This window comes from Actinokineospora sp. NPDC004072, from assembly GCF_053604195.1.
On sequence record NZ_JBSGHB010000016.1, the window covers coordinates 89,060 to 108,497 of the forward strand.

Consider the following 19,438-nt stretch of genomic DNA (forward strand, 5'->3'; position numbering starts at 1 on the left):
GCGGCCAGCGGACCGAGGAGGCCGCGATGCCCGCCATCACCGCCGACACCCTGACCCTGCCCCGCCTCCCGCTGCTCCCGGAGGCCGCCACCGCGTGGCGGCCCACCGCCAAGACCGTGGTGGCCCAGCGGTTCCTGGAGGGCGAGGGGTTCCAGGTGCGCCGCCCGTTCCCGGGCGTGGACCTCGCCATGGCCGACCCGTTCCTCCTCCTCGACCACATGGGCGCGGTGGAGTACGCCCCGGGCGAGGCCAAGGGCGCGCCGTGGCACCCGCACCGCGGCTTCGAGACCGTCACGTACATGATCGACGGGGCGATGCAGCACACCGACTCCGCAGGCGGCGGCGGTCTGATCACCGACGGCGCGACGCAGTGGATGACCGCGGGCGCAGGCATCCTGCACAACGAGATGCCGCCGCAGGAGATGGTCGCCAAGGGCGGGCTGTTCCACGGCGTGCAGCTGTGGGTCAACCTGCCGCGCGCGCTGAAGTTCGCCCAGCCGCGCTACCAGGACATCCCGGCGGCGGCCGCGCGGCTGCTGTCCAGCGACGACGGCGGCGCGCTCGTGCGGCTCATCGCGGGCGACCTCGCGGGGCACAGCGGGCCCGGCGTCACCCAGACGCCGATCACCTACGTGCACGCGAGCGTCGCCGCGGGCGCGCGGCTGGCCATGCCGTGGCCCGCGGACTTCACCGCGCTGGTCTACGTCCTCTCCGGCGACGGGGAGGTCGGCCGGGAGGGCAGGCCGCTGGGCGAGGGCAGGCTCGCGGTCCTCGGCCGCGGTGACGCCATCACCCTGCGCGCCCGGACCGCGTGGGAGGTGCTGGTGCTCGGCGGCAGGCCGATCAACGAGCCGGTCGCGCGATTCGGCCCGTTCGTGATGAACACGCGCAAGGAGATCATTCAAGCGGTCGAGGACTACGAGGCGGGCAGGCTCGGCCAGATCCCCGTCCACAAGGGAGCAGAACAATGACCGACATTCTCGAGCTGGTCACCCGCGGCCGGTTCTACCGGGAAAGCGGCGACCCGTCGACGGCGGCCCGGCTGCTGGCCGAAGCCGCCGAGCTGGCCCCGGAGCGGGCCGTGCTCACCGAGCTCGCGCTGGCCCAGTTCCAGTCCGCCGCGCTCGGCCCCGCCGAGCGCACCGCGCGCAGGCTGGTGGCGATGGACCCCTCCGACGCCTACGCCCACCTGCTGCTCGGGCGGTCGCTGGCGCGCGCCAACCGGCACCGGGAGGCCCTGCCGCACCTGCGGCTGGCCGCGGCGATGGACCCCGACCCCGAACTCGCCGAGCTCGTCGCCACCGCCGAATCGCGGGTGTCCACAGCGGACTAGGAAGCGCTGGGATCACGGTGGCGCCGCATATCGGAAACGATTGCGCGCGGTGACTCGGCCATAACGGTGCGAGGTGAGTCTGTTCGGGGGGTTGAATCGATCACTTTCCCCTGAAAGAGTGAATTGTGTTCACGGCAGGCTTCGCCGTGGGGTTTCCCCCAGAGCGACCTCGACGCTCTCCCCGGCGGCCTGCGCGAGGAGGAATCGATGACGCTTGCCCATGATGCGGCTCCCGTGACCGGTCGTGCCGCGGCCCGCGAGCAGGAGACACGGCACCACGCGCGCGCCTGCGCCCAGGCGATGCGCACGGTGGCCGACCACGCCACCGACGCGACGGACTGCAGGCTGCTGCTCGACATGCTCGGCCTCGACGCCAGCCACCGCGGGTCCGAGACGACCTAACCCCCACCCGACCAGCGGTAGCGGCGCAAGTCCACCCGGTCCCCGTCCGCCAGCACGCCTTCGGCGCGCAGCAGTTCGAGCTGCCGCCGGACGATGTGCGGCGCGGGGACGCCGGTGGCGCGCAGCACCCGGTGCCACGGCAGGTCGTGGCCGTCCTCGCGCAGGACGCGCCCGACCAGCCGCGGCGTCGACGCGCCCGCGAGCGCGGCGATGTCGCCGTAGGTCGACACCCTCCCCGGCGGGATGGCGCTGACCAGCTCGCGGATGCGCTCGTGCAGTTCCTCGTTCACGCCAGCGCGCCCACCAGCTCGCCCACGCGCTCGGGCCGCTCCAGGTAGACGACGTGCCCGCAGTCGACGTCGACGACCTCGACATCGGCGCCCGCGCACGCCGCCAGGTACTCCGCGCCCACGTACTGCGCCCCCAGCGCGCGCACCATCACCGCGCGCACGCGGGGCGCGGGCGCGGGCCTGCACATCTCGCCCCACGCCGCGGCGATCGCGGGCGGGCAGTAGCGCGGATGCCATCCGCGATCCGAGCGCGTCCAGTGCTCGGCGACCTCCTCGGCGACGATCTCGTCGCTGGCCGTCGGCCAGTCGCCGCGCTGGGCCGCAAGCGCTTGCGCATGATCCGCGACGGCCCCGCCCGCGGCCAGCGCGTTCGCCAGCGCGTCCTCCGGACGCACGCACACCGCGGGGTCGAGCAGCAGCAGCGCGCTCACCCGCTCCGGCGGCAGGTGCAGGGCGACGACCCCGCCGAAGGAGTGCCCCACCACCGGCGTCGGCCCCAGGCCGCGGGTCTGCATCACCGCGGCGACGTCGGCGGCGTGCTGCTCCAGCGTCCACGGCGGCAGCGACGGCGAGCGGCCGTGCCCGCGCAGGTCGGGGGCGATCACCCGGTGGCCGGGCAGCTGCTCGGCGGCCAGCCTGCGGAAGCGCCCGCCGTGCCCGGTGACCCCGTGCAGGACCACCACGGGCGGCCCGTCCGGCGGTCCGAACTCGTGCACGTGCAGGACGTCGGCCATGGCCGGAATCCTCGCATGGGCGTGCCGCGCGCGGGTCCGCGGCGGCGGCGTGGTGCAATCGGGGGCGTGGCAGGCGGAAGCTCCCCCTTCGCGCCGCAGCTCGTCCGTCGACCTGCGGTCGCCGGTCGCGCCACCCGCTGGGAGCCCGACGCCCAGGCGGTCCTCGACGGCGCGGGCGGCTTCGTCCGGGTCGTGGGCGGGCCGGGCACCGGCAAGACCACCCTGCTCGCCGAGGCCGCCGCCGACCGCATCGCGGGCGGGGTCCGCCCCGACCAGGTGCTGCTGATCACCACCAGCAGGCGCGCGGCAGCCGACCTGCGCGCCCGCGTCACCGCCCTGCTCACCGAGCGCGGCGAGGGCAACCGGACGGTCCGCGAGCCGCTGGTGCGCACCGTCCACTCCTACGCCTTCGCGGTCCTGCGCATCCAGGCGATGATCCACGGCGGCCCCGGCCCCCGGCTGCTGACCGGCCCCGACCAGGACGCGGTGATCCGCGAGCTGCTCGACGGCGACGCCGAGGACGGGGCGGGCGCGTGGCCGGAGCGGCTGCGCCCGGCGCTGAAGGTCCCCGGCTTCGCCGAGGAGCTGCGCGACCTGCTGCTGCGCGCCGCCGAGCGCGGGCTCGGCCCGGAGGACCTGATCGAGCTCGGACGCGCGCACGGGCGCGACGAATGGGTCGCCGCAGGCGTGTTCGGCCAGCAGTACGAAGAGGTCACGCTGCTGCAGGGCGCGGCGGACAGCGGCATCGCCCAGACCACCGCGCCCGCGCTCGACGCCGCCGAGCTGGTCGCCAGCGCCCTGCTCGCCTTCCGCACCGACGAGGAGCTGCTGGCCGCCGAGCGCGCCCGCGTGCGCCACCTGCTCGTCGACGACGCCCAGCACCTCGACCCGCTGCAGTTCCGCCTGCTGACCGCGCTGGGCGAGTCGGCGGCGGAGTTCGTCCTGGCCGGTGATCCCGACCAGGGCGTGTTCTCCTTCCGCGGCGCGGATGTGCGGCTGATCCGCGACGTCGAGGCCGACCGCACCGTCGTGCTCGGCCGCGGCCACCGGATGGCCCCCGCGGTCCGCCGCGCGGTCGCCCACCTGGCCGCCCGGCTGCCCGGCGCGCGCCCCCGCGCGGAGAAGGAGAAGGGCGAGGGCGGCACCGTCCTGGTCCGGCTGCACGCCTCCGCCGCGGCCGAGGCGTCCTGGGTGGCCGACCAGCTCCGCCGCGCCCACCTGATCGACGGCGTGCCGTGGTCGCAGATGGCCGTGCTGGTGCGCTCGGCGACCCGCTCGGTCCCGGTGCTGCACCGCGCCCTCGCCGCGGCGGGCGTGCCGGTCGCCGCGCCCGGCGACGAGCTGCCGCTGGCCCAGCAGCCCGCGGTGCGGCCGTTCCTGGCGCTGCTGCGCTGCGCCGCCGCCCCCGACCAGCTCGACCCCGCCACCGCGGAGCTGCTGCTGTCCTCCCAGCTCGGCGGGGCCGATCCGCTGGCGCTGCGGCGGTTGCGGCGCGGCCTGCGCAGGCTGGAGATCGCCGCGGGCGGCGACCGGCCCAGCGACGAGCTGCTCGTCGAGGTGCTCGACGACGAGGACCGCCTCGCCGCCCTCGACGACGCCGAAGCAGGCCCGGTGCGCCGGGTCGCGGCGCTGCTCGCCGCGGCCCGCCGGGGCATCGCCGACGGGATCGGCCTGGAGCGGGTGCTCTGGGACCTCTGGCAGGGCAGCGGGCTGGAGGCGCGCTGGGTGGCCACCGCCGCGCGCGGCGGCCCGGTCGGCGCCCAGGCCGACCGCGACCTCGACGCCATCGTCGCGCTGTTCCACACCGCCGAGCGCTACGCCGACCGGCTGCCCGGCTCCGGCCCGGGCGAGTTCGTCGAACACCTGGTGGGCCACCGGATCGCGGGCGACACGCTGGCCGCCAGCGCACCCCAGGGCGAGGCTGTGGCGATCCTGACCGCGCACGCCGCCGCCGGTCGGGAGTGGACGGTCGTGGCGGTGCCCGGCGTGCAGGAGGGGGCGTGGCCGGACCTGCGGCTGCGCGGCTCGCTGCTCGGCGTGGAGCGCATGGTCGACCTGCTCTCCGGGGTCGACCTGGCCGAGGAGGTCTCGGCGACCGCGCCGCTGCTGGCCGAGGAGCGCAGGCTGCTGCTGGTGGCCGCCAGCCGCGCCCGGCGCAAGCTGCTGGTCAGCGCCGTGCGCGGGGAGGAGGAGCAGCCGTCGCGGTTCCTGGCCGAGGTCGCGGGGGTCGAGGCCGAGGAGTCCGACGACCCGGTCCCGCTCGCCAAGCCCGAGCGCGCGCTGGTGCTGGCCGACCTCGTGGGCGAACTGCGCCAGGTGGTCTGCGACGGCGCGACCGAGCCGGGCAGGCGGGCGCTGGCCGCCCGCCAGCTCGCCCGGCTGGCCGCCGCGGGCGTGCCCGGCGCGCACCCCGACGAGTGGTACGGCCTGCCGGACATGTCGACGGTGGCGCCGCTGCGCGACGCCGCCCGCCCGGTGCTGGTCTCCCCGTCGGTGGTCGAGGTGCTGGTCAAGTGCCCGCTGCGCTGGCTGGTCGAGCGCCACGGCGGGGCCGACCCGGCCGAGCTGGCCGCGGTGACCGGCACCCTGGTGCACGCCCTGGCCCAGGCCGCGGCGGCGGGCGCGTCGCGCGAGGAGCTGATGCGCGAGCTCGACCGCGCGTGGTCCGCGGTGGACGCGGGCGCGCCCTGGTTCTCCAAGCGCGAGCAGAACCGCGTCCGCGCGATGGTGGACACGTTCCTGGACTGGCTGCACGCGACCCGCGGCGAGCTGACCCAGGTCGCCGTGGAGCGGGACGTGCGCGTCGACCTGCCCGGCGGGGTCGGCGTCAGCGGCCGGGTCGACCGGCTGGAGGCCGACGCCGAGGGCCGCCCGGTGATCGTGGACATCAAGACCGGCAAGTCGCCGGTGTCGGCCGAGACCGCCCAGGAGAACCCGCAGCTGGCGGTGTACCAGCTCGCCGTGGCCTACGGCGCGTTCGCCGAGGACGGGCTCAGCCGCGAGCCGGGCGGCGCGAAGCTGCTCTACGTGGCCAAACGCGCGCGCGGCAAGGCGACCGAGCGCGGCCAGGCCCCGCTGGACGCCGAGGCGCGCGAGCACTGGCTCAAGATCGTCCAGGACGCGGCCCGGTCCACCGTCGGCCCCGACTACCTCGCCACGGCCAACCCCGACTGCCCGCGCTGCCCGGTCCGCACGGCCTGCCCGCTCAACCCCAGCGGGCGCCAGGTGACCGAATGAGCCTGCCCCTGCCGGGCCTCGCGCTGGTCAGCCCCGCCGAACTGGCCCACGAGCTGGGCATCGCCGCGCCCACCCCGGAGCAGGCCGCGGTGATCGCCGCGCCGCCGGAGCCCGCGCTGGTCGTCGCGGGCGCGGGCGCGGGCAAGACCGAGACGATGGCCGGGCGCGTGGTGTGGCTGGTGGCCAACGGCCTGGTCACCCCGGATCAGGTGCTGGGCCTGACCTTCACCCGCAAGGCCGCCCGCCAGCTCGCCGACCGGGTGCGCGCCCGGCTGCGCAGGCTCGCGGGCGCGCGGCTGCTGGACAAGCTGGACCCCAGCGGCGAGCGCCGCGCCGCGGTGTACGCGGGCGAGCCGACCGTGCTGACCTACCACGCCTACGCGGGCAGGCTGGTCGCCGAGCACGGCCTGCGGCTGCCGGTCGAACCGGGCGCGCGGCTGCTCACCGAGACCGCGTCCTGGCAGGCCGCGCACCGGGTCGTCGCCACGTGGAGCCAGGACCTCGACACCGACCTCGTGCCTGCCACGATCACCCAGCGCGTGCTCCAGCTGGCGGGCGAGCTGGCCGAGCACCTGGTGGACGAGGACGCCCTGCGGCGCGCGGCGGACGAGCTGTGCGCGCTCATCGAGTCAGCGCCGCGCGCGAAGGGCCAGCGCCAGGACCTCTCGCAGAAGCTCAAGGAGGTCATCGTCACCCAGCGCTTCCGGGTGGCGCTGCTGGCCCTGGTGGACGCCTACACCGAGCGCAAGCGCCGGGAGGGCGCGATCGACTTCGGCGACCAGATGTCGCTGGCCGCCCGGCTCGCCGAGGCCCACCCGGAGGTGGTGGCGGGGGAGCGGGCGCGCTACAGCGCCGTCCTGCTCGACGAGTACCAGGACACCGGCCACTCCCAGCGCGTGCTGCTGCGCGCGCTGTTCGGCCTGTCCCAGGCCCACCCGGACGCCGAGCCGATGGCCGTCACCGCCGTCGGCGACCCCGCCCAGGCGATCTACGGCTGGCGCGGGGCCAGCGCGGCCAACCTGCCGCGCTTCGCCACCGACTTCCCGCGCCGGGTGGGAGGATCGCTCGTCCCCGCCGCGAAGTACGGCCTGCTGACCAGCTTCCGCAACCCCGCCGAGGTGCTGGACCTGGCCAACGCGATCGCCGCGCCGCTGCGCGCCCACGGCCTCGACGTCGAGGAGCTGCGCCCGCGCGCGGGCGCGCCGCCCGGCGACATCGCGCTCGCCCTGCTGTCCGATGTGGACACCGAGGTGCAGTGGGTGGCCAACCAGGTCGCCGACCGCTGGTACGCGGCGAAGGAGGCCGACGGGCAGGCCCCGACCGCCGCGGTCCTCGTCCGCAGGCGCGCGGACATGGCCGACCTGGCCACCGCGCTGCGCGAGCGCGGGCTGCCCGTCGAGGTGGTCGGCATCGGCGGGCTGCTGGACGAGCCGGAGATCCGGGACCTGGTCAGCGCCCTGCGCGTGCTGATCGACCCGCTCGCGGGCACCGCGGCCGCCCGGCTGCTCACCGGCTCGCGCTGGCGGCTGGGCGCGGCCGACCTGGCCGCGCTGTGGGCCCGCGCCAAGGAGCTCTCCGGAACCTACGCCCCCCAGCCCGACGGCCCGTTCGACGTGCTGGCGGGGGAGGGGGTCGAGCAGGCGGGGCTGGTCGACGCCATCGACGACCCCGGCGAGCGCGAGGCGTACTCGCCGTCGGGCTACCGCCGCATCCGCGCCCTGGGCGGCGAGCTGCGCGCGCTGCGCCGCAGGCTGGACCAGCCGCTGCCGGAGCTGGTCGCCGACGTCGAGCGCACCATGCAGCTCGACATCGAGGCCACCGCCCGCCGCGGCGGCGCGGGCCGGGCGCACCTGGACGCCTTCGCCGACGTGGTGGCCGACTACGCGCGGGCCGCCCCGTCGGCGAGCCTGCCCGCCCTGCTGGACTACCTGCGCACCGCCGAGGACGCCGAGGACGGCCTGGAGCCCGGCGAGGTCGAGGTCGCCCCCGACCGCGTGCAGATCCTCACCGTCCACTCGGCCAAGGGCCTGGAGTGGCGCATCGTCGCCGTCCCGCACCTGGTCGACTCGGTCTTCCCGAGCAAGCGCCGCGGCGGCTCCTGGCTGACCTCGGTCACCGAGCTGCCCGCCCACCTGCGCGGCGACGCCCAGGACCTGCCCCGGCTCGACCTGGCGGCGGCGGCCAACCGCAAGGAGGTGGAGGCCCTGCTCGAAGACCACAAGGACGCCTTCGCCGAACGCGCGCTGCTGGAGGAGCGCAGGCTCTGCTACGTCGCCATCACCCGCGCCGAGCGCTCGCTGATCGTCTCCGGGCACTGGTGGGGCAAGACCAAGGCCACCCCGAGCGGCCCGTCGGAGTTCCTCACCGAGCTGGCCGAGCTGGTCGACGGCACCGGGGCGGTCGAGCTGTGGGAGCCAGCGCCGCAGGAGGGCGCGGAGAACCCGCTGGCGGCCAAGGTGACCACCGCCCAGTGGCCAGCCGACCCGCTCGGCGGGCGCCGCACCGACGTGGTGGCCGGGGCCGAGCTCGTCCGCGCCGAGCTGGCCCGGCTCGCCGACGCGCCGCCGGACCCGCCCGACGACCCCGACGGCTGGGTCCGCGACACCGACGTCCTGCTCGCCGAGCGCGCCGCGGCCGCGGCCCGGCGCGAGCGGGTCGCGCTGCCCGACCAGCTCTCGGTCAGCCAGCTGGTCGAGCTGGCCACCGACCGCGACGCGCTGGCCAGCAGGCTGCGCAGGCCGCTGCCGTACCCGCCGAACCCGGTCGCCCGCCGCGGCACCGCCTTCCACAGCTGGCTGGAGCGCCGCTTCGGCTCCCGCACCCTGATCGACCTCGACGAGCTGCCCGGCGCGGCCGACGACGACGCCGCCCCGGACGCGGACCTGGAGTCGCTGCAGGCGGCGTTCCTGCGCTCGGCGTGGGCCGACCGCGTGCCGCACGACGTCGAGGTCCCCTTCGCCACCGAGATCGACGGCTTCGCCATCCGCGGCCGCATGGACGCCGTCTTCCGCGACGAGGACGGCGGCTGGACCGTGGTCGACTGGAAGACCGGCGCCCTGCCCGACGAGGAGCGCCTGCCCGCGCTGACCGTGCAGCTGGCCGCCTACCGCCTGGCCTGGGCCGGCCTGGTCGGCGTGCACCCGGACCAGGTGCGCGCCGCCTTCCACTACGTGCGCAGCGACCGCACCCTGCGCCCGGCGGACCTGCTCGACGCCGACGGCCTGCGCGACCTGCTGCGCTCGGTGCCCCTCGACTGACCAGGGCGTGGGCGCGGGGGTTAACCTTCCGCCGTGACGCAGATCGCCCGGGGACGCCGGTGAGATCGATCAGGAAGCTCATCCAGGAGCGGGCCGAGCAGGATCTGGTCGGGATCATCCGGATGCCCGAGTCCCGGGTGACCCCGGTGGCCGCGATCATGCGCCGGGTGCTGGGCGCGCTGCTCGCCCTGACCGCCACGGTGCTGATCGTCTACCTCGACCGCGACGGCTACCGCGACGTCAACGAGGACGGCGTGAGCCTCCTCGACGCGGTGTACTACGCCACGGTGTCGCTGTCCACGACCGGCTACGGTGACATCACCCCCGCCAGCGAGTCGGCCCGCCTGGTCAACATCCTGGTGATCACGCCGCTGCGGGTGCTGTTCCTGATCGTGCTGGTCGGCACCACGCTGGAGGTGCTCACCGAGCGCTCCCGGCAGGCGTTCAAGATCCAACGCTGGAGGTCGAAGGTGCGGGATCACGTGGTGGTCATCGGCTACGGCACCAAGGGCCGGTCGGCCGTGGCCGCCGTGCTCTCCGACGGGGTGGACCCCAGCCGGATCGTCGTGGTCGACCCGGACCAGGCCATGCTCGACGCGGCGTCGCTGCTCGGCCTGGTCACCGTGCACGGCTCGGGCACCCGCTCCGACGTGCTGCGGGTGGCCGGGGTGCCGCGGGCGCGCTCGATCGTCGTCGCCGCCAACCGCGACGACTCGGCGGTGCTGATCACCCTCACCGCGCGCGAGCTGGCCCCCAAGGCCCAGATCGTCGCCGCGGTCCGGGAGACCGAGAACGTGCACCTGCTGCGCCAGTCCGGCGCCAACCAGGTCGTGGTCTCCAGCGAGACGGCGGGCCGCCTGCTCGGCATGGCCACCCACACCCCGACCGTGGTCGACATGGTCGAGGACCTGATCACCCCGGACGAGGGCCTGGCCATCTCCGAGCGCGAGGTCGAGGAGAGCGAGATCGGCGGCTCCCCGCGCCACCTGGCCGACATCGTCCTGGGCATCGTCCGCGCGGGCACCCTCTACCGGGTCGACTCCGCCGAGGCCGACGCCATCGAGCGCGGCGACCGGCTCCTCTACATCCGCAAGGTCACCCCCGCGTCGGACTGAGCCGCCCCCCGCCGGGCTTGCCCGGGGTGCGACGATCCGGGGGTGCGTGTGCCGCCGGTTCTGGGGACGCCTGCCGGGCAGGCGGGCGTCGTCGCGCTGCTGAGCGTCGTCGTGGCCGTCGTCATGGCCGTGTTCGGCGCCTACGGCATGTGGTCGGTGTCCGCGGAGTCCTGGGAGGCGACCGGCACGGTCACCGCCGCGGTGTCGTGCGCCGAGAGCGGGCCGGAGGAGGTCGAGTACCAGCTCGACGGCGAGACCGTGCGCGCCGAGCTGGACGCCTGCGGGCACAGCGCGGGCGACGAGGTGCTGCTGTCGGTCACCGACGACTCGGTCCACCTGGCCAGCGCGCGCACCGGAGCGGCGACCGACGCCCGGGTGCTCGGCGTCGTGCTGGCCGTCTTCGCCGGGATGGCGGGTGCCGGGTTCGTCGCGCTGTACCGGCGCGCCTAGGACACGTGCTGGGAGTCCGCGGCCCAGGTGTTGCAGTAGTTGCCCCGGTTGTTGCGGTAGCCGTGCTCCTGCCACGCGCCGTTGTTCTGCGGCGAGCCGTGGTCGCGCGGCAGGTTGGAGTTCCAGTCGCCGCGCTCGTAGCCGTCGGCGAGGAACTGGCGCACGTGCGCATCGGCCAGGCCTGCGTCGCCGTTCCACGCGCCTGCGAACCACATCCCGCCCAGGCAGGACGCCTGCAGCTCGGCGCGGCGGGACAGCTCAAGGCCTGCGGCGGTCTGGTCGCCCGCCTCGTACTTGGCCTCGTGGTAGGTCGGCAGCACGCCTGCCAGCCACTGGATGTGGTGGCCGAACTCGTGGCCGAAGAGGGCCAGGTACTTGCCCGGCTGGTTGCCGATGTCGCCGGTCTGCAACCCCTCGAACGGCATGTAGATGGTGTTGTTGCGCGAGCAGTAGAACGCCGCCGCCGAGGCCCCGCTGGTGCTGCCGCACGGGCTCTCCCAGCTCGTCCCGCTCGGGAACTCCAGCCCGGGCGTCTCGTACGGCAGGCCCGCCCGCTCCATCGCGGGCGCCCACGCCGCCTCCATGCACGGCAGGACGCGGGTGAAGAACGCCTTCGCCGCGGCGGGGTCGCTCGGCCAGCCGCTGATGGTGCAGCTGGCCGCGTTGGTGCCGTTGTCGCCGTGCAGGGGGTTGTCGGCGAGCGTGTAGACCGGTTGCGGCCCGGAGGGAGTCTCGGTCGTCGGGTCGGTGGTGGTCGTGCTGGTCGTCGTCGGATAGTCCGTGGTGGTCGAGGTCGGGTACTCCGATGACGTGGTGGACGGGTAGGCCGACGCGGAGGAGTAGCCGGTGTACGACGTGGTGTAGGTGGGGGAGGAGTAGCCCACGTCGTCGTAGTCGTAGGCGTCGGCGATGCTGATGGCGCCGAACAGGCCTGCGGCCAGCATGAGCACGCCGACCAGCGACACCGCAGTGATCACCCCGGCGTTGGACTTCGGCGGCGGCATGGGCGGGCGGTAGGCGGGCCACGGTTGCGCGTAGCCGTACTGCGGCTGCCCGTAGGTCTGCTGTGGATGGTGCATGCCCGGGGGCAGCGGCCGCGCGTACGGCGGGGGAGCCACCGGCCGCGGCGGCGGCATCGGCGGCCGGTGCCCGCCCGGCGGCTGCTGGTGCCAAGGTCCGTGCGGCGGCTGGTGCATGGCTGGTTCCCCCACTTGTCCGAGATCGCCGGTGAGCATAGGCGGGCTCGGCTATCGTTCGCTGCCGTGTTGACCAAATGGGGGATCGCCGCCGGGCTCGTCGCCGCGCTCGCGGGCCAGCCGACGTTCTCGCCGCCGCCGGACGCGCCGACCTTCGACTTCCCGCTGCCGACCCCGGTCGAGCCGACGGGTCCGCCGGACCTCAAGCCGCAGCCGCCCACCGGCGAGGTGCGCCCCACCCGCCCGCCGGGCGTGCCGGTCGTGCTGCCGCGCAGCGTCACCGTCCAGCTGAAGCTGGAGCGCGACGGCAGCGTCAGCGTGGTCGAGCAGGTCATCGTCCAGGCCAAGAGCACCATGACCCGCACCGCGCCGCTGCGCGTCGGCGACCGCTTATTCACCGTCACCGAACCGAAGGTCGAGGGCAACGGCACGGCCGAGGTCGCAGGCGAGCAGCTGGTGATCAAGCTCGGCGAAGGCGCGTCCACGGTCACCTACAAGCTCGGCGGCGCCGTCGCCGACCTCGGCGACCGGCTCCAGTTCCGCTGGCAGGTCGCCAGCGGCTGGGACACCAAGCTGGTGTTCCTGCGCGCCTCGCTGCTCTCGCCCAAACCCGGCTACGACTTCGTCTGCCTCGCGGGCGCGCCCACCACCGAGGACCGCTGCGACTCCGCGGTGACCGACGCGGCGGGCATCCTGCGGGTGGTCCACGCCGATCTCGACGCGGGCGCCCGGGTCGACGTCACCGCCAGCCTCGACGCCGGGCTGGTCCCGGCGACCGCCCAGTTCACCAGCGGCGGGGCGGGGACCGGCCCGTTCGCGCTGACCCCGCTCAGCGGCGGCGGCCTCGGCCTCGTCCTGCTCCTGCTGATCGGCGGGTTCGCCGTGGTGCTGACCGCGCGCGGGCGCGACACCAGGGCGCTGGCCGCCGAGGGCGCGCCGGTCGACGTGCTGGTCAGCCAGGGCGAGCGGGTCGCGTTCGCCTCCCCGGACGGCATCCTGCCCGGCCAGGCGGGGACGGTCGTCGACGAGCGCGTCGACCCCCGGGACCTGACGGCCACCGTGGTCGACCTCGCGGTGCGCAACTACCTGTGGATCACCGAAGCCGGGCCGGACTGGCAGATCGTGCGCCGCAACGCCCCCGACGACGCCCTGACCGCCTACGAACGCGCCGTCTACACCGCGCTGCTGCCCGAGGGCACGGACGCGGTGACGGTCTCCGCCCTGCGCTCGGCCCCGCCGCGGCTGGCCGAGGCGCAGTCGGCCGTCTACGCCGACGCGGTCTCCCGAAACTGGCTGTCCCACAAGCCCGGCGGCCTCGGCAAGGTCGGGATCACCGGGGTCGCCGTCGCGGCGGTGGGCGCGGCGCTGACCACCGCCCTCGCGCTGAGCGGCGGGCCCGCGCTGCTGGGCGTCGCCGTGGTGATCGGCGGCATCGGCCTGGTGCTGGGCGCGCGGCTGCTGCCCGCCCGGACCAAGCGCGGTGGGCTGCTGCTCCAGCAGATCCGCGGCCTGCACGGCTACCTGCGCGCGGCCCGTCCCGACCAGGTCCCGCCCGCAGACCGCGAGATGGTCTTCTCCAGGTCGCTGCCCTACGCCGTCGCGCTGGACGAGACCGGGCAGTGGCTGGAGCGCAACACCCAGACCATGGCCGCGGGCCTGTACTGGTACGCCACCCAGGAGCCCCGGTTCGACCCGCGGCGCTTCGCCGCGCGGTTCCCGGCGCTGGTGGCCGAGCTGGATGCGGTGTTCGGCAGGCGGTGACTGGTTCATCCGGGTGAGTGTCGAGTCGTTATCACTGATCGGGGTACCGTGCGCGGGATTTGCGTCACCCGATCAGGGAGGGCTCGTTGCGCACCACCGTGACCAGAGCGGTCCTCGCCGCGACGGCAGGCCTCACCCTGGCCGCCGCCGCAGCGCCCGTCGCCGCAGCTCAGGAGGACACGACCCCGCCCCCCACCACGATCGTGCGCGCGGTCGCCGAGTGCGCGGTCGACGGGGTCGCGGACGTGTCGGTCATCCTGGACGACCTCGGGCCGTACCTGGTCACCCTGTCGGGTCTCGACCGCGAGCCGCAGGAGACCACCTTCAACGAGGACAACTACGTCTACGAGACGGTGTTCGCCGACGTCCCGATCGGGGAGTACGTCGTGTCGGTGAAGGGGCACCACGAGGCGTCCGACGGGGTGCCGGTCAAGGTCGTCGCGTGCGCGCAGACCGGGCCGACCGCGCCGCAGCTGTCCGTCGAGGTCGCGTGCCGGGGCGGCTGGGGCATCGCCACGTTCGTGGTGACCAACCCGAGCACCGGGGAGCGCCGCGCCTACACCCTGGAGATCGTCGAGGAGTTCCAGGAGTACCGGATCCCCGACCTCTTCCCGGGGATGTTCCTGCGCATCTCGGAGAACCTCTACGACGACGGCCTCTACACCGCAGTGCTCAGCGCCGACGGCATGGAGCCGATCAGCAAGGAATTCACCGTCAAGTGCGCGCCCAAGGACCAGCCGACCGTGGTCGCCACCGCGCGGTGCGATGACAAGCCCGACCTGACCGCACCCGCGATCGTGAGCGTGACGGTGGGCAACCCCAACCGCCACGACGCCGAGTACACCGTCACCGTCGGCGACGTCACCAAGTCGGTCCGCGTGACCGGCGGGTGGCAGGAGACCCTGGACGTCGGGCCGTTCGACGGCGGCGTCTACCCCATGACCGTGATCGGCTCCGACGGCACCGAGACCCCCGCGCACGTGCTGGTCGACCACTGCGCCGACGTCGTCCCGGACGACGACGGCCTGCAGATCGCCGTGCGCTGCGTCGACGAGGGCTCGATCGTCACCGTCCGGTTCTTCCCCTCCGACGAGCGGCGCGTCTTCAAGGTCGCGGGCAGGCCGGAGTTCGACGCCGTGGTCGCCCCCGACCGCGACGGCTTCTACGACTGGATCCGGCACGAGGGCATCGAGGACGGCACCTACACCGCCACCCTGACCGGACCGGACAAGCAGGTGCGCGAGGACTTCACCGTCGACTGCGTGGCGGGCCAGCCCACCACCACGACGGCCCCGCCCACCACCGGCACCTCGACGCCGCCGAGCACGACGACCGCCCCGCCGCCGCAGGGCCGCCCCGACCCGGTGGACGACCTGCCGAACACCGGCGCGGCCGTGACCGGCATGGTCCTGCTCGGCCTGGCCGCGCTCGGCCTCGGCGGCGGGCTGGTGCTGCTCGCCCGCCGCAAGCGCGCCTAAGACCCTCCGGGGACGCCCCGACCTGGGCGTCCCCGGAGTTGTCCCCAGGCGGCGAAGTCGCTGTGCCGCAGACTCCCGCCGCTCCCGTAGGCTCGCAACCGTGACCGTTTCCGAGAAGCTGCACCGGTACACCCTCGCCAACGGCCTGCGGGTGGTCCTCGCGCCGGACCCGACCGCGCCGGTGGTCGGGGTGAGCGTGCACTACGACGTGGGCTTCCGCTCCGAGCCGGAGGGGCGGACCGGGTTCGCCCACCTCTTCGAGCACCTGATGTTCCAGGGCAGCGAGAGCCTGGAGAAGCTGGCGCACTTCCGGCACGTGCAGTCCTCGGGCGGCACCTTCAACGGGTCGACCCACCCGGACTACACCGACTACTTCGAGGTGCTGCCCTCGGCCGCCCTGGAACGCGCGCTGTTCCTGGAGGCCGACCGGATGCGCGCCCCGAAGCTCACCGAGGAGAACCTCCGCAACCAGATCGATGTGGTCAAGGAGGAGATCCGGCTCAACGTGCTCAACCGGCCCTACGGCGGGTTCCCGTGGATCCTGCTGCCGCCGGTGCTGTTCCAGACCTTCCCCAACGCCCACAACGGCTACGGCGGGTTCGAGGACCTGGAGGACGCCACCGTCGCCGACTGCGCGTCCTTCTTCGACACCTACTACGCCCCGGCCAACGCGGTGCTGACCGTCGCGGGCGACTTCACCGTCGACCAGGCCAAGACCCTGGTGGAGAAGCACTTCGGCGACGTGCCCGCCCGGCCGCGGCCGCCGCGCCCGTCGTTCGCCGAGCCGCCGCCCGCAGGCGAGCTGCGCGCCGACCACCCCGACCCGCTGGCCCCGCTGCCCGCGGTCGCCATCGGCTACCGGGTGCCCGACCCGCTGTCCGACCTCGACGGCTACCTGGCCCACCTGGTGCTCGCGGGCGTGCTGACCGACGGCGACGGCTCCCGGCTGCAGCAGCGGCTGGTCTACGGCGAGCGGCTGGTCACCGACGTCAACGCGGGCTGCGGGCTGTTCGGCCCGTTCGAGGCCCGCGACCCCGACACGTTCACCATCACCGCCATCCACTCGCCTGAGGTGCACGTCGACCGCGTGCTCGGCGCCGTCGACGAGGAGCTGGACCGGCTGGCAGGCGCCCCGCCGGAGCCGGGCGAGCTGGCCAAGGTGACCGCGCGCTGGCAGGCGAGCCTGCACAAGGAGCACGACCGCATCGTCAGCCGCACGCTGGCCCTCGGCGCCTTCGAGCTGATGTTCGGCGACCCCACCCTGATCGACAGGCTGCCCGAGCGGATCGCCGCCGTCAGCGCCGACGCGGTGTCCGCGGCCGCCAAGTCGCTGCGCCCGGACTCGCGCGCGGTGCTGACCGTGTCCCCTGCGGGAGCCTGAGATGACCATTCGCACGTGTGCAGGAGGAGCCCAGTGACCCGTACCGCCGAGGAGATCGGGCGCACCGAGCTCGGCCCCCGCCCGCTGCCGCCGCTGGGCGAGCAGCGCCCGCCGACGCCGCCCGCGGCCGTCGACGCGGTGCTGGCCAGCGGCCTGCGGGTGATCGCCGTGCACCACCCGACCGTCCCGATGGTCGAGGTCCGGCTGCGCGTGCCGTTCGCCGGGACCGACCCGCTGCACGCCGCCCGCGCCGAGGTGCTGGCCGCGGCCCTGCCCACCGGCACCGCCCGGCGCGACCGGGTGGCCGTGGACACCGAGCTGGCCCTGGTCGGCGGCGAGATGTCGGCGTCGGTGGACCCGGAGCTGCTCTCGGTCACCGCCAACGCCCTCGCCGACGGCTTCGACACCCTCCTCGACGTCCTCGCCGACCTCCTCACCGGCGCGGTCTACGCCGACGACGAGGTGGCGGGCGAGCGCGGCAGGCTGGTCGAGCGGATCACCGTCGCGGGCTCGCAGCCCAGCGTCATCGCGCGCAGGGCGCTGCAGAAGCACCGCTACGGCGACCACCCGTTCACCCGGGAGATGCCCGAGGCCGACGACGTGGCCGGGGTGGACCCGGCCCAGGTCCGCGCGCTGCACGCCGAGCAGGTCGTGCCCCGCGGCTCGGTCCTGGTCGTGGTCGGCGCCCTCGACCCCGACGACGTGGTGTCCCGGGTGGACGCCGCGCTGTCCGGCTGGTCGGCCGACCGGGCCGCCACCGTGCTGCCCCCGCTGCCCGAGCTGGTCCCCGGCCCGCTGAAGCTGGTCGCCCGCCCGGGCGCCGTGCAGTCCCAGCTGCGCCTGTCGGCCCAGTCGATCCCGCGCACCGACCCCGGCTACGCGGCCCTGCAGCTGGCGAACCTGGCCTTCGGCGGCTTCTTCTCCTCCCGCCTGGTGGAGAACATCCGCGAGGACAAGGGCTACACCTACCACGCCCGGTCCTATTCGGAGTTCACCCCCAGCGGCGCCACCCTCCTGGTCGAGACCGACACCGCCAGCGGCGTCACGGCGGGCGCGCTCAAGGAGATCCGCCACGAACTGGCGCGCCTGGTGGAGTTCCCGCCCACGGAGTCCGAACTGGAGACGGTCCGCCAGTACGCCATCGGCCTGCTGCTGACCTCCACGGCCTCCCAGGCGGGCCTGGCCTCCCAGCTCTCCGGCCTGGCCCCCCTCGGCCTCGGCCTGGACTGGCTGCTCCAGCACCCCGAGCGGATCAAGGCCGTCACCCGGGACCAGCTAGCCGAGGCGGCGCGCTACTTCGACCCGTCGCGCTTCACCGGCGTCATCGTCGCCGACCCCGCCACCTTCCCGGACCTGGAACTGCTGGGCGAGGTAACCCAAGCCTGACAACGAGAAAGGACCTCGCGTCGGTGGTTCGCCCCTTCGGCCTGGCCGAAACACCCGCTCTCTCCCGCTCGGCCCACACCCGGGACGAAACCACCCGCAAGTCCCCGACGGAGTTGGACAACCTCTGGGCCACCGGACAAGTCCTCCTCGTCGACCCCAAGGGCCGGACGCCGATCCAGCGTCCCCCGACCCCCGAGCATGCGACCGGCCCCGCCGGTGCGCCTGCCGCCGAGCAGGCGGGCGCACCGGGCGGGACGGCGCACGCCACCGCCGCCCTGTCGTTGGGGCAGTCCCAGCCCTCCGTCGCGGGTGGACGGGTCGGCGCGGCCAAGCGCGGCGATGTGGCACTCGCGCTGCGGCCCGCCGCGGACATCCAGGCCGAGCGGCCCGAGGACGCCGTCCTCCTCGGCACCGTCGACGGCGTCGGCTACTGGGCCGTGCCCGCCGACGAGGACATGACCGCCGACGCCGTGCCCCCGCCCAACTCCTGGGGCATGTGGTCCGGGGCCCGCTCCACCTCCGGCGAGGAGTGGCACGACCTCCGCGCCATCGGCGGCCTCCTCGACGACACCGCCGCTGGCCTGTTCACCTCCGCCGTCGCCCTGCAGGGCTGGCACGCCCGCGCCCGCTTCTGCGCCCGCTGCGGCGCCCCGGTCGAGCGCATCGCCGCGGGCTGGGCGACGGTCTGCACCGGCTGCGGCCGCGAGGAGTACCCCCGCACCGATCCCGCCGTCATCTGCCTCGTCCACGACGGCGAGGGCGTCAACGGCGAGCACGTGCTGCTGGCCCGCCAGCCGGTCTGGCCGCCGGAGCGGTACTCGGTGCTGGCCGGGTTCGTGGAGGCGGGGGAGTCGCTGGAGGCGTGCGTCGAGCGGGAGATCGCCGAGGAGGTGGGGGTCGCCGTACACGGCATCCGCTACCTGGGCAGCCAGCCGTGGCCCTTCCCCCGCTCGGTCATGATCGCCTTCGCCGCCCAGGCCGACCGGGCCGCCCCGCTGCGCCCGGCCGACGGGGAGATCGAGGACGCGCTCTGGGCGCCCCGGGAGCGGGTGCGCGCCGCCATCGCCGCGGGCGGGGAGCTCCCCGGGCTGCGGCTGCCGGGGGCGACCTCCATTGCCGGGCAGATGCTCGCGGGCTGGGCCCAAGCCGAGAACGATCTGCGCACCCGGTGACAATCTTCTCCGCTTTCTTGCTCACCTGCTGCTAATCCTCCATGCTCGGACTAATGCGCAACTGCGCCGTCCGGCCTATTCTGGCGGTTGAGCCGTCCATGCTGCTCTGACCAGCTCATACGGTGTCTCACCTGCGCAATGACGGCCGTCCGGAATTGGCTGGAAATGACAATTACGCTGACCGTTCTGCGCCCTGCATTCCGAGGTCTTGTGCCGTTGACTCCTCGGTAGCTAATTTGGCGATCC

Annotated in this window: 15 protein-coding genes; 12 read left to right on the top strand and 3 right to left on the bottom strand. The window is 74.7% G+C overall.

The window, feature by feature from the left end:
* Positions 1 to 26: 26 nt before the first annotated feature.
* From ACWEPX_RS24040 to ACWEPX_RS24050, 3 genes are all read left to right on the top strand, one after another.
* A complete protein-coding gene (locus ACWEPX_RS24040) occupies positions 27 to 971 on the top strand; it encodes a pirin family protein (RefSeq protein WP_451899478.1) in 945 nt (314 codons plus the stop codon).
* Positions 968 to 1,333, top strand: coding sequence for a tetratricopeptide repeat protein (locus ACWEPX_RS24045; RefSeq protein WP_451899479.1), 366 nt, complete (start codon positions 968 to 970; stop codon positions 1,331 to 1,333). The genes ACWEPX_RS24040 and ACWEPX_RS24045 overlap by 4 nt, the downstream gene beginning before the upstream one ends.
* Before the next feature lie 207 nt (positions 1,334 to 1,540).
* Positions 1,541 to 1,735 carry a hypothetical protein gene (locus ACWEPX_RS24050; protein ID WP_451899480.1) on the top strand — a complete coding sequence of 65 codons (195 nt, stop codon included), beginning with the start codon at positions 1,541 to 1,543 and terminating at the stop codon, positions 1,733 to 1,735.
* Here ACWEPX_RS24050 and ACWEPX_RS24055 read toward each other — a convergent pair.
* Complete coding sequence (locus ACWEPX_RS24055) at positions 1,732 to 2,025, bottom strand: MGMT family protein (protein ID WP_451899481.1); 294 nt, start codon at positions 2,023 to 2,025, stop codon at positions 1,732 to 1,734. The two genes, ACWEPX_RS24050 and ACWEPX_RS24055, sit on opposite strands and share 4 nt — an antisense overlap.
* Positions 2,022 to 2,759: an alpha/beta fold hydrolase gene (locus ACWEPX_RS24060; protein WP_451899482.1), complete on the bottom strand. Its 738-nt coding sequence runs from the start codon at positions 2,757 to 2,759 to the stop codon at positions 2,022 to 2,024. Before ACWEPX_RS24060 ends, ACWEPX_RS24055 begins: the two co-directional genes overlap by 4 nt.
* 15 nt (positions 2,760 to 2,774) lie before the next feature.
* On the opposite strand from ACWEPX_RS24060, the gene ACWEPX_RS24065 reads away from it, so the two are divergent.
* From ACWEPX_RS24065 to ACWEPX_RS24080, 4 genes are read left to right on the top strand one after another with little or no spacing between them, the layout of a single operon-like run.
* Positions 2,775 to 5,996 carry an ATP-dependent helicase gene (locus tag ACWEPX_RS24065; RefSeq protein WP_451899483.1) on the top strand — a complete coding sequence of 1,074 codons (3,222 nt, stop codon included), beginning with the start codon at positions 2,775 to 2,777 and terminating at the stop codon, positions 5,994 to 5,996.
* Entirely contained in the window at positions 5,993 to 9,253 is a 3,261-nt protein-coding gene (locus ACWEPX_RS24070; protein WP_451899484.1) for an ATP-dependent helicase, read from the top strand. The genes ACWEPX_RS24065 and ACWEPX_RS24070 overlap by 4 nt, the downstream gene beginning before the upstream one ends.
* A 59-nt stretch (positions 9,254 to 9,312) precedes the next feature.
* Complete coding sequence (locus tag ACWEPX_RS24075; RefSeq protein ID WP_451899485.1) at positions 9,313 to 10,368, top strand: potassium channel family protein; 1,056 nt, start codon at positions 9,313 to 9,315, stop codon at positions 10,366 to 10,368.
* A 42-nt stretch (positions 10,369 to 10,410) separates the two neighbouring features.
* A complete protein-coding gene (locus tag ACWEPX_RS24080; RefSeq protein WP_451899486.1) occupies positions 10,411 to 10,818 on the top strand; it encodes a hypothetical protein in 408 nt (135 codons plus the stop codon).
* Here the strand turns inward: ACWEPX_RS24080 and ACWEPX_RS24085 are convergent.
* Positions 10,815 to 12,014, bottom strand: a complete 1,200-nt coding sequence (locus tag ACWEPX_RS24085; protein WP_451899487.1) for a neutral zinc metallopeptidase — start codon at positions 12,012 to 12,014, stop codon at positions 10,815 to 10,817. The genes ACWEPX_RS24080 and ACWEPX_RS24085 overlap by 4 nt on opposite strands.
* A gap of 66 nt (positions 12,015 to 12,080) precedes the next feature.
* On the opposite strand from ACWEPX_RS24085, the gene ACWEPX_RS24090 reads away from it, so the two are divergent.
* The 5 genes from ACWEPX_RS24090 to nudC all read left to right on the top strand — a co-directional run bounded on the left by ACWEPX_RS24090 (position 12,081) and on the right by nudC (position 19,192).
* Positions 12,081 to 13,775: a DUF2207 family protein gene (locus ACWEPX_RS24090; protein ID WP_451899488.1), complete on the top strand. Its 1,695-nt coding sequence runs from the start codon at positions 12,081 to 12,083 to the stop codon at positions 13,773 to 13,775.
* A gap of 86 nt (positions 13,776 to 13,861) precedes the next feature.
* The gene (locus tag ACWEPX_RS24095) at positions 13,862 to 15,253 is read left to right on the top strand and encodes an LPXTG cell wall anchor domain-containing protein (RefSeq protein WP_451899489.1); all 1,392 of its coding nucleotides are present in this window, start codon (positions 13,862 to 13,864) and stop codon (positions 15,251 to 15,253) included.
* Between the two features lie 100 nt (positions 15,254 to 15,353).
* Positions 15,354 to 16,634, top strand: coding sequence for a M16 family metallopeptidase (locus ACWEPX_RS24100; protein WP_451899490.1), 1,281 nt, complete (start codon positions 15,354 to 15,356; stop codon positions 16,632 to 16,634).
* Positions 16,635 to 16,667: 33 nt separating this feature from the next.
* Complete coding sequence (locus ACWEPX_RS24105; protein ID WP_451899491.1) at positions 16,668 to 18,020, top strand: M16 family metallopeptidase; 1,353 nt, start codon at positions 16,668 to 16,670, stop codon at positions 18,018 to 18,020.
* Between the two features lie 23 nt (positions 18,021 to 18,043).
* The gene (nudC, locus tag ACWEPX_RS24110; RefSeq protein WP_451899492.1) at positions 18,044 to 19,192 is read left to right on the top strand and encodes an NAD(+) diphosphatase; all 1,149 of its coding nucleotides are present in this window, start codon (positions 18,044 to 18,046) and stop codon (positions 19,190 to 19,192) included.
* Positions 19,193 to 19,438: the final 246 nt, after the last annotated feature.

Coding starts and splice junctions, on each gene's coding strand:
- ACWEPX_RS24060 (WP_451899482.1), bottom strand. CDS start 2,759: ATGGCCGACGTCCTGCACGTGCACGAGTTCGGACCGCCGGACGGGCCG.
- ACWEPX_RS24065 (WP_451899483.1), top strand. CDS start 2,775: ATGGGCGTGCCGCGCGCGGGTCCGCGGCGGCGGCGTGGTGCAATCGGG.
- ACWEPX_RS24045 (WP_451899479.1), top strand. CDS start 968: ATGACCGACATTCTCGAGCTGGTCACCCGCGGCCGGTTCTACCGGGAA.
- ACWEPX_RS24070 (WP_451899484.1), top strand. CDS start 5,993: ATGAGCCTGCCCCTGCCGGGCCTCGCGCTGGTCAGCCCCGCCGAACTG.
- ACWEPX_RS24085 (WP_451899487.1), bottom strand. CDS start 12,014: ATGCACCAGCCGCCGCACGGACCTTGGCACCAGCAGCCGCCGGGCGGG.
- ACWEPX_RS24050 (WP_451899480.1), top strand. CDS start 1,541: ATGACGCTTGCCCATGATGCGGCTCCCGTGACCGGTCGTGCCGCGGCC.
- ACWEPX_RS24040 (WP_451899478.1), top strand. CDS start 27: ATGCCCGCCATCACCGCCGACACCCTGACCCTGCCCCGCCTCCCGCTG.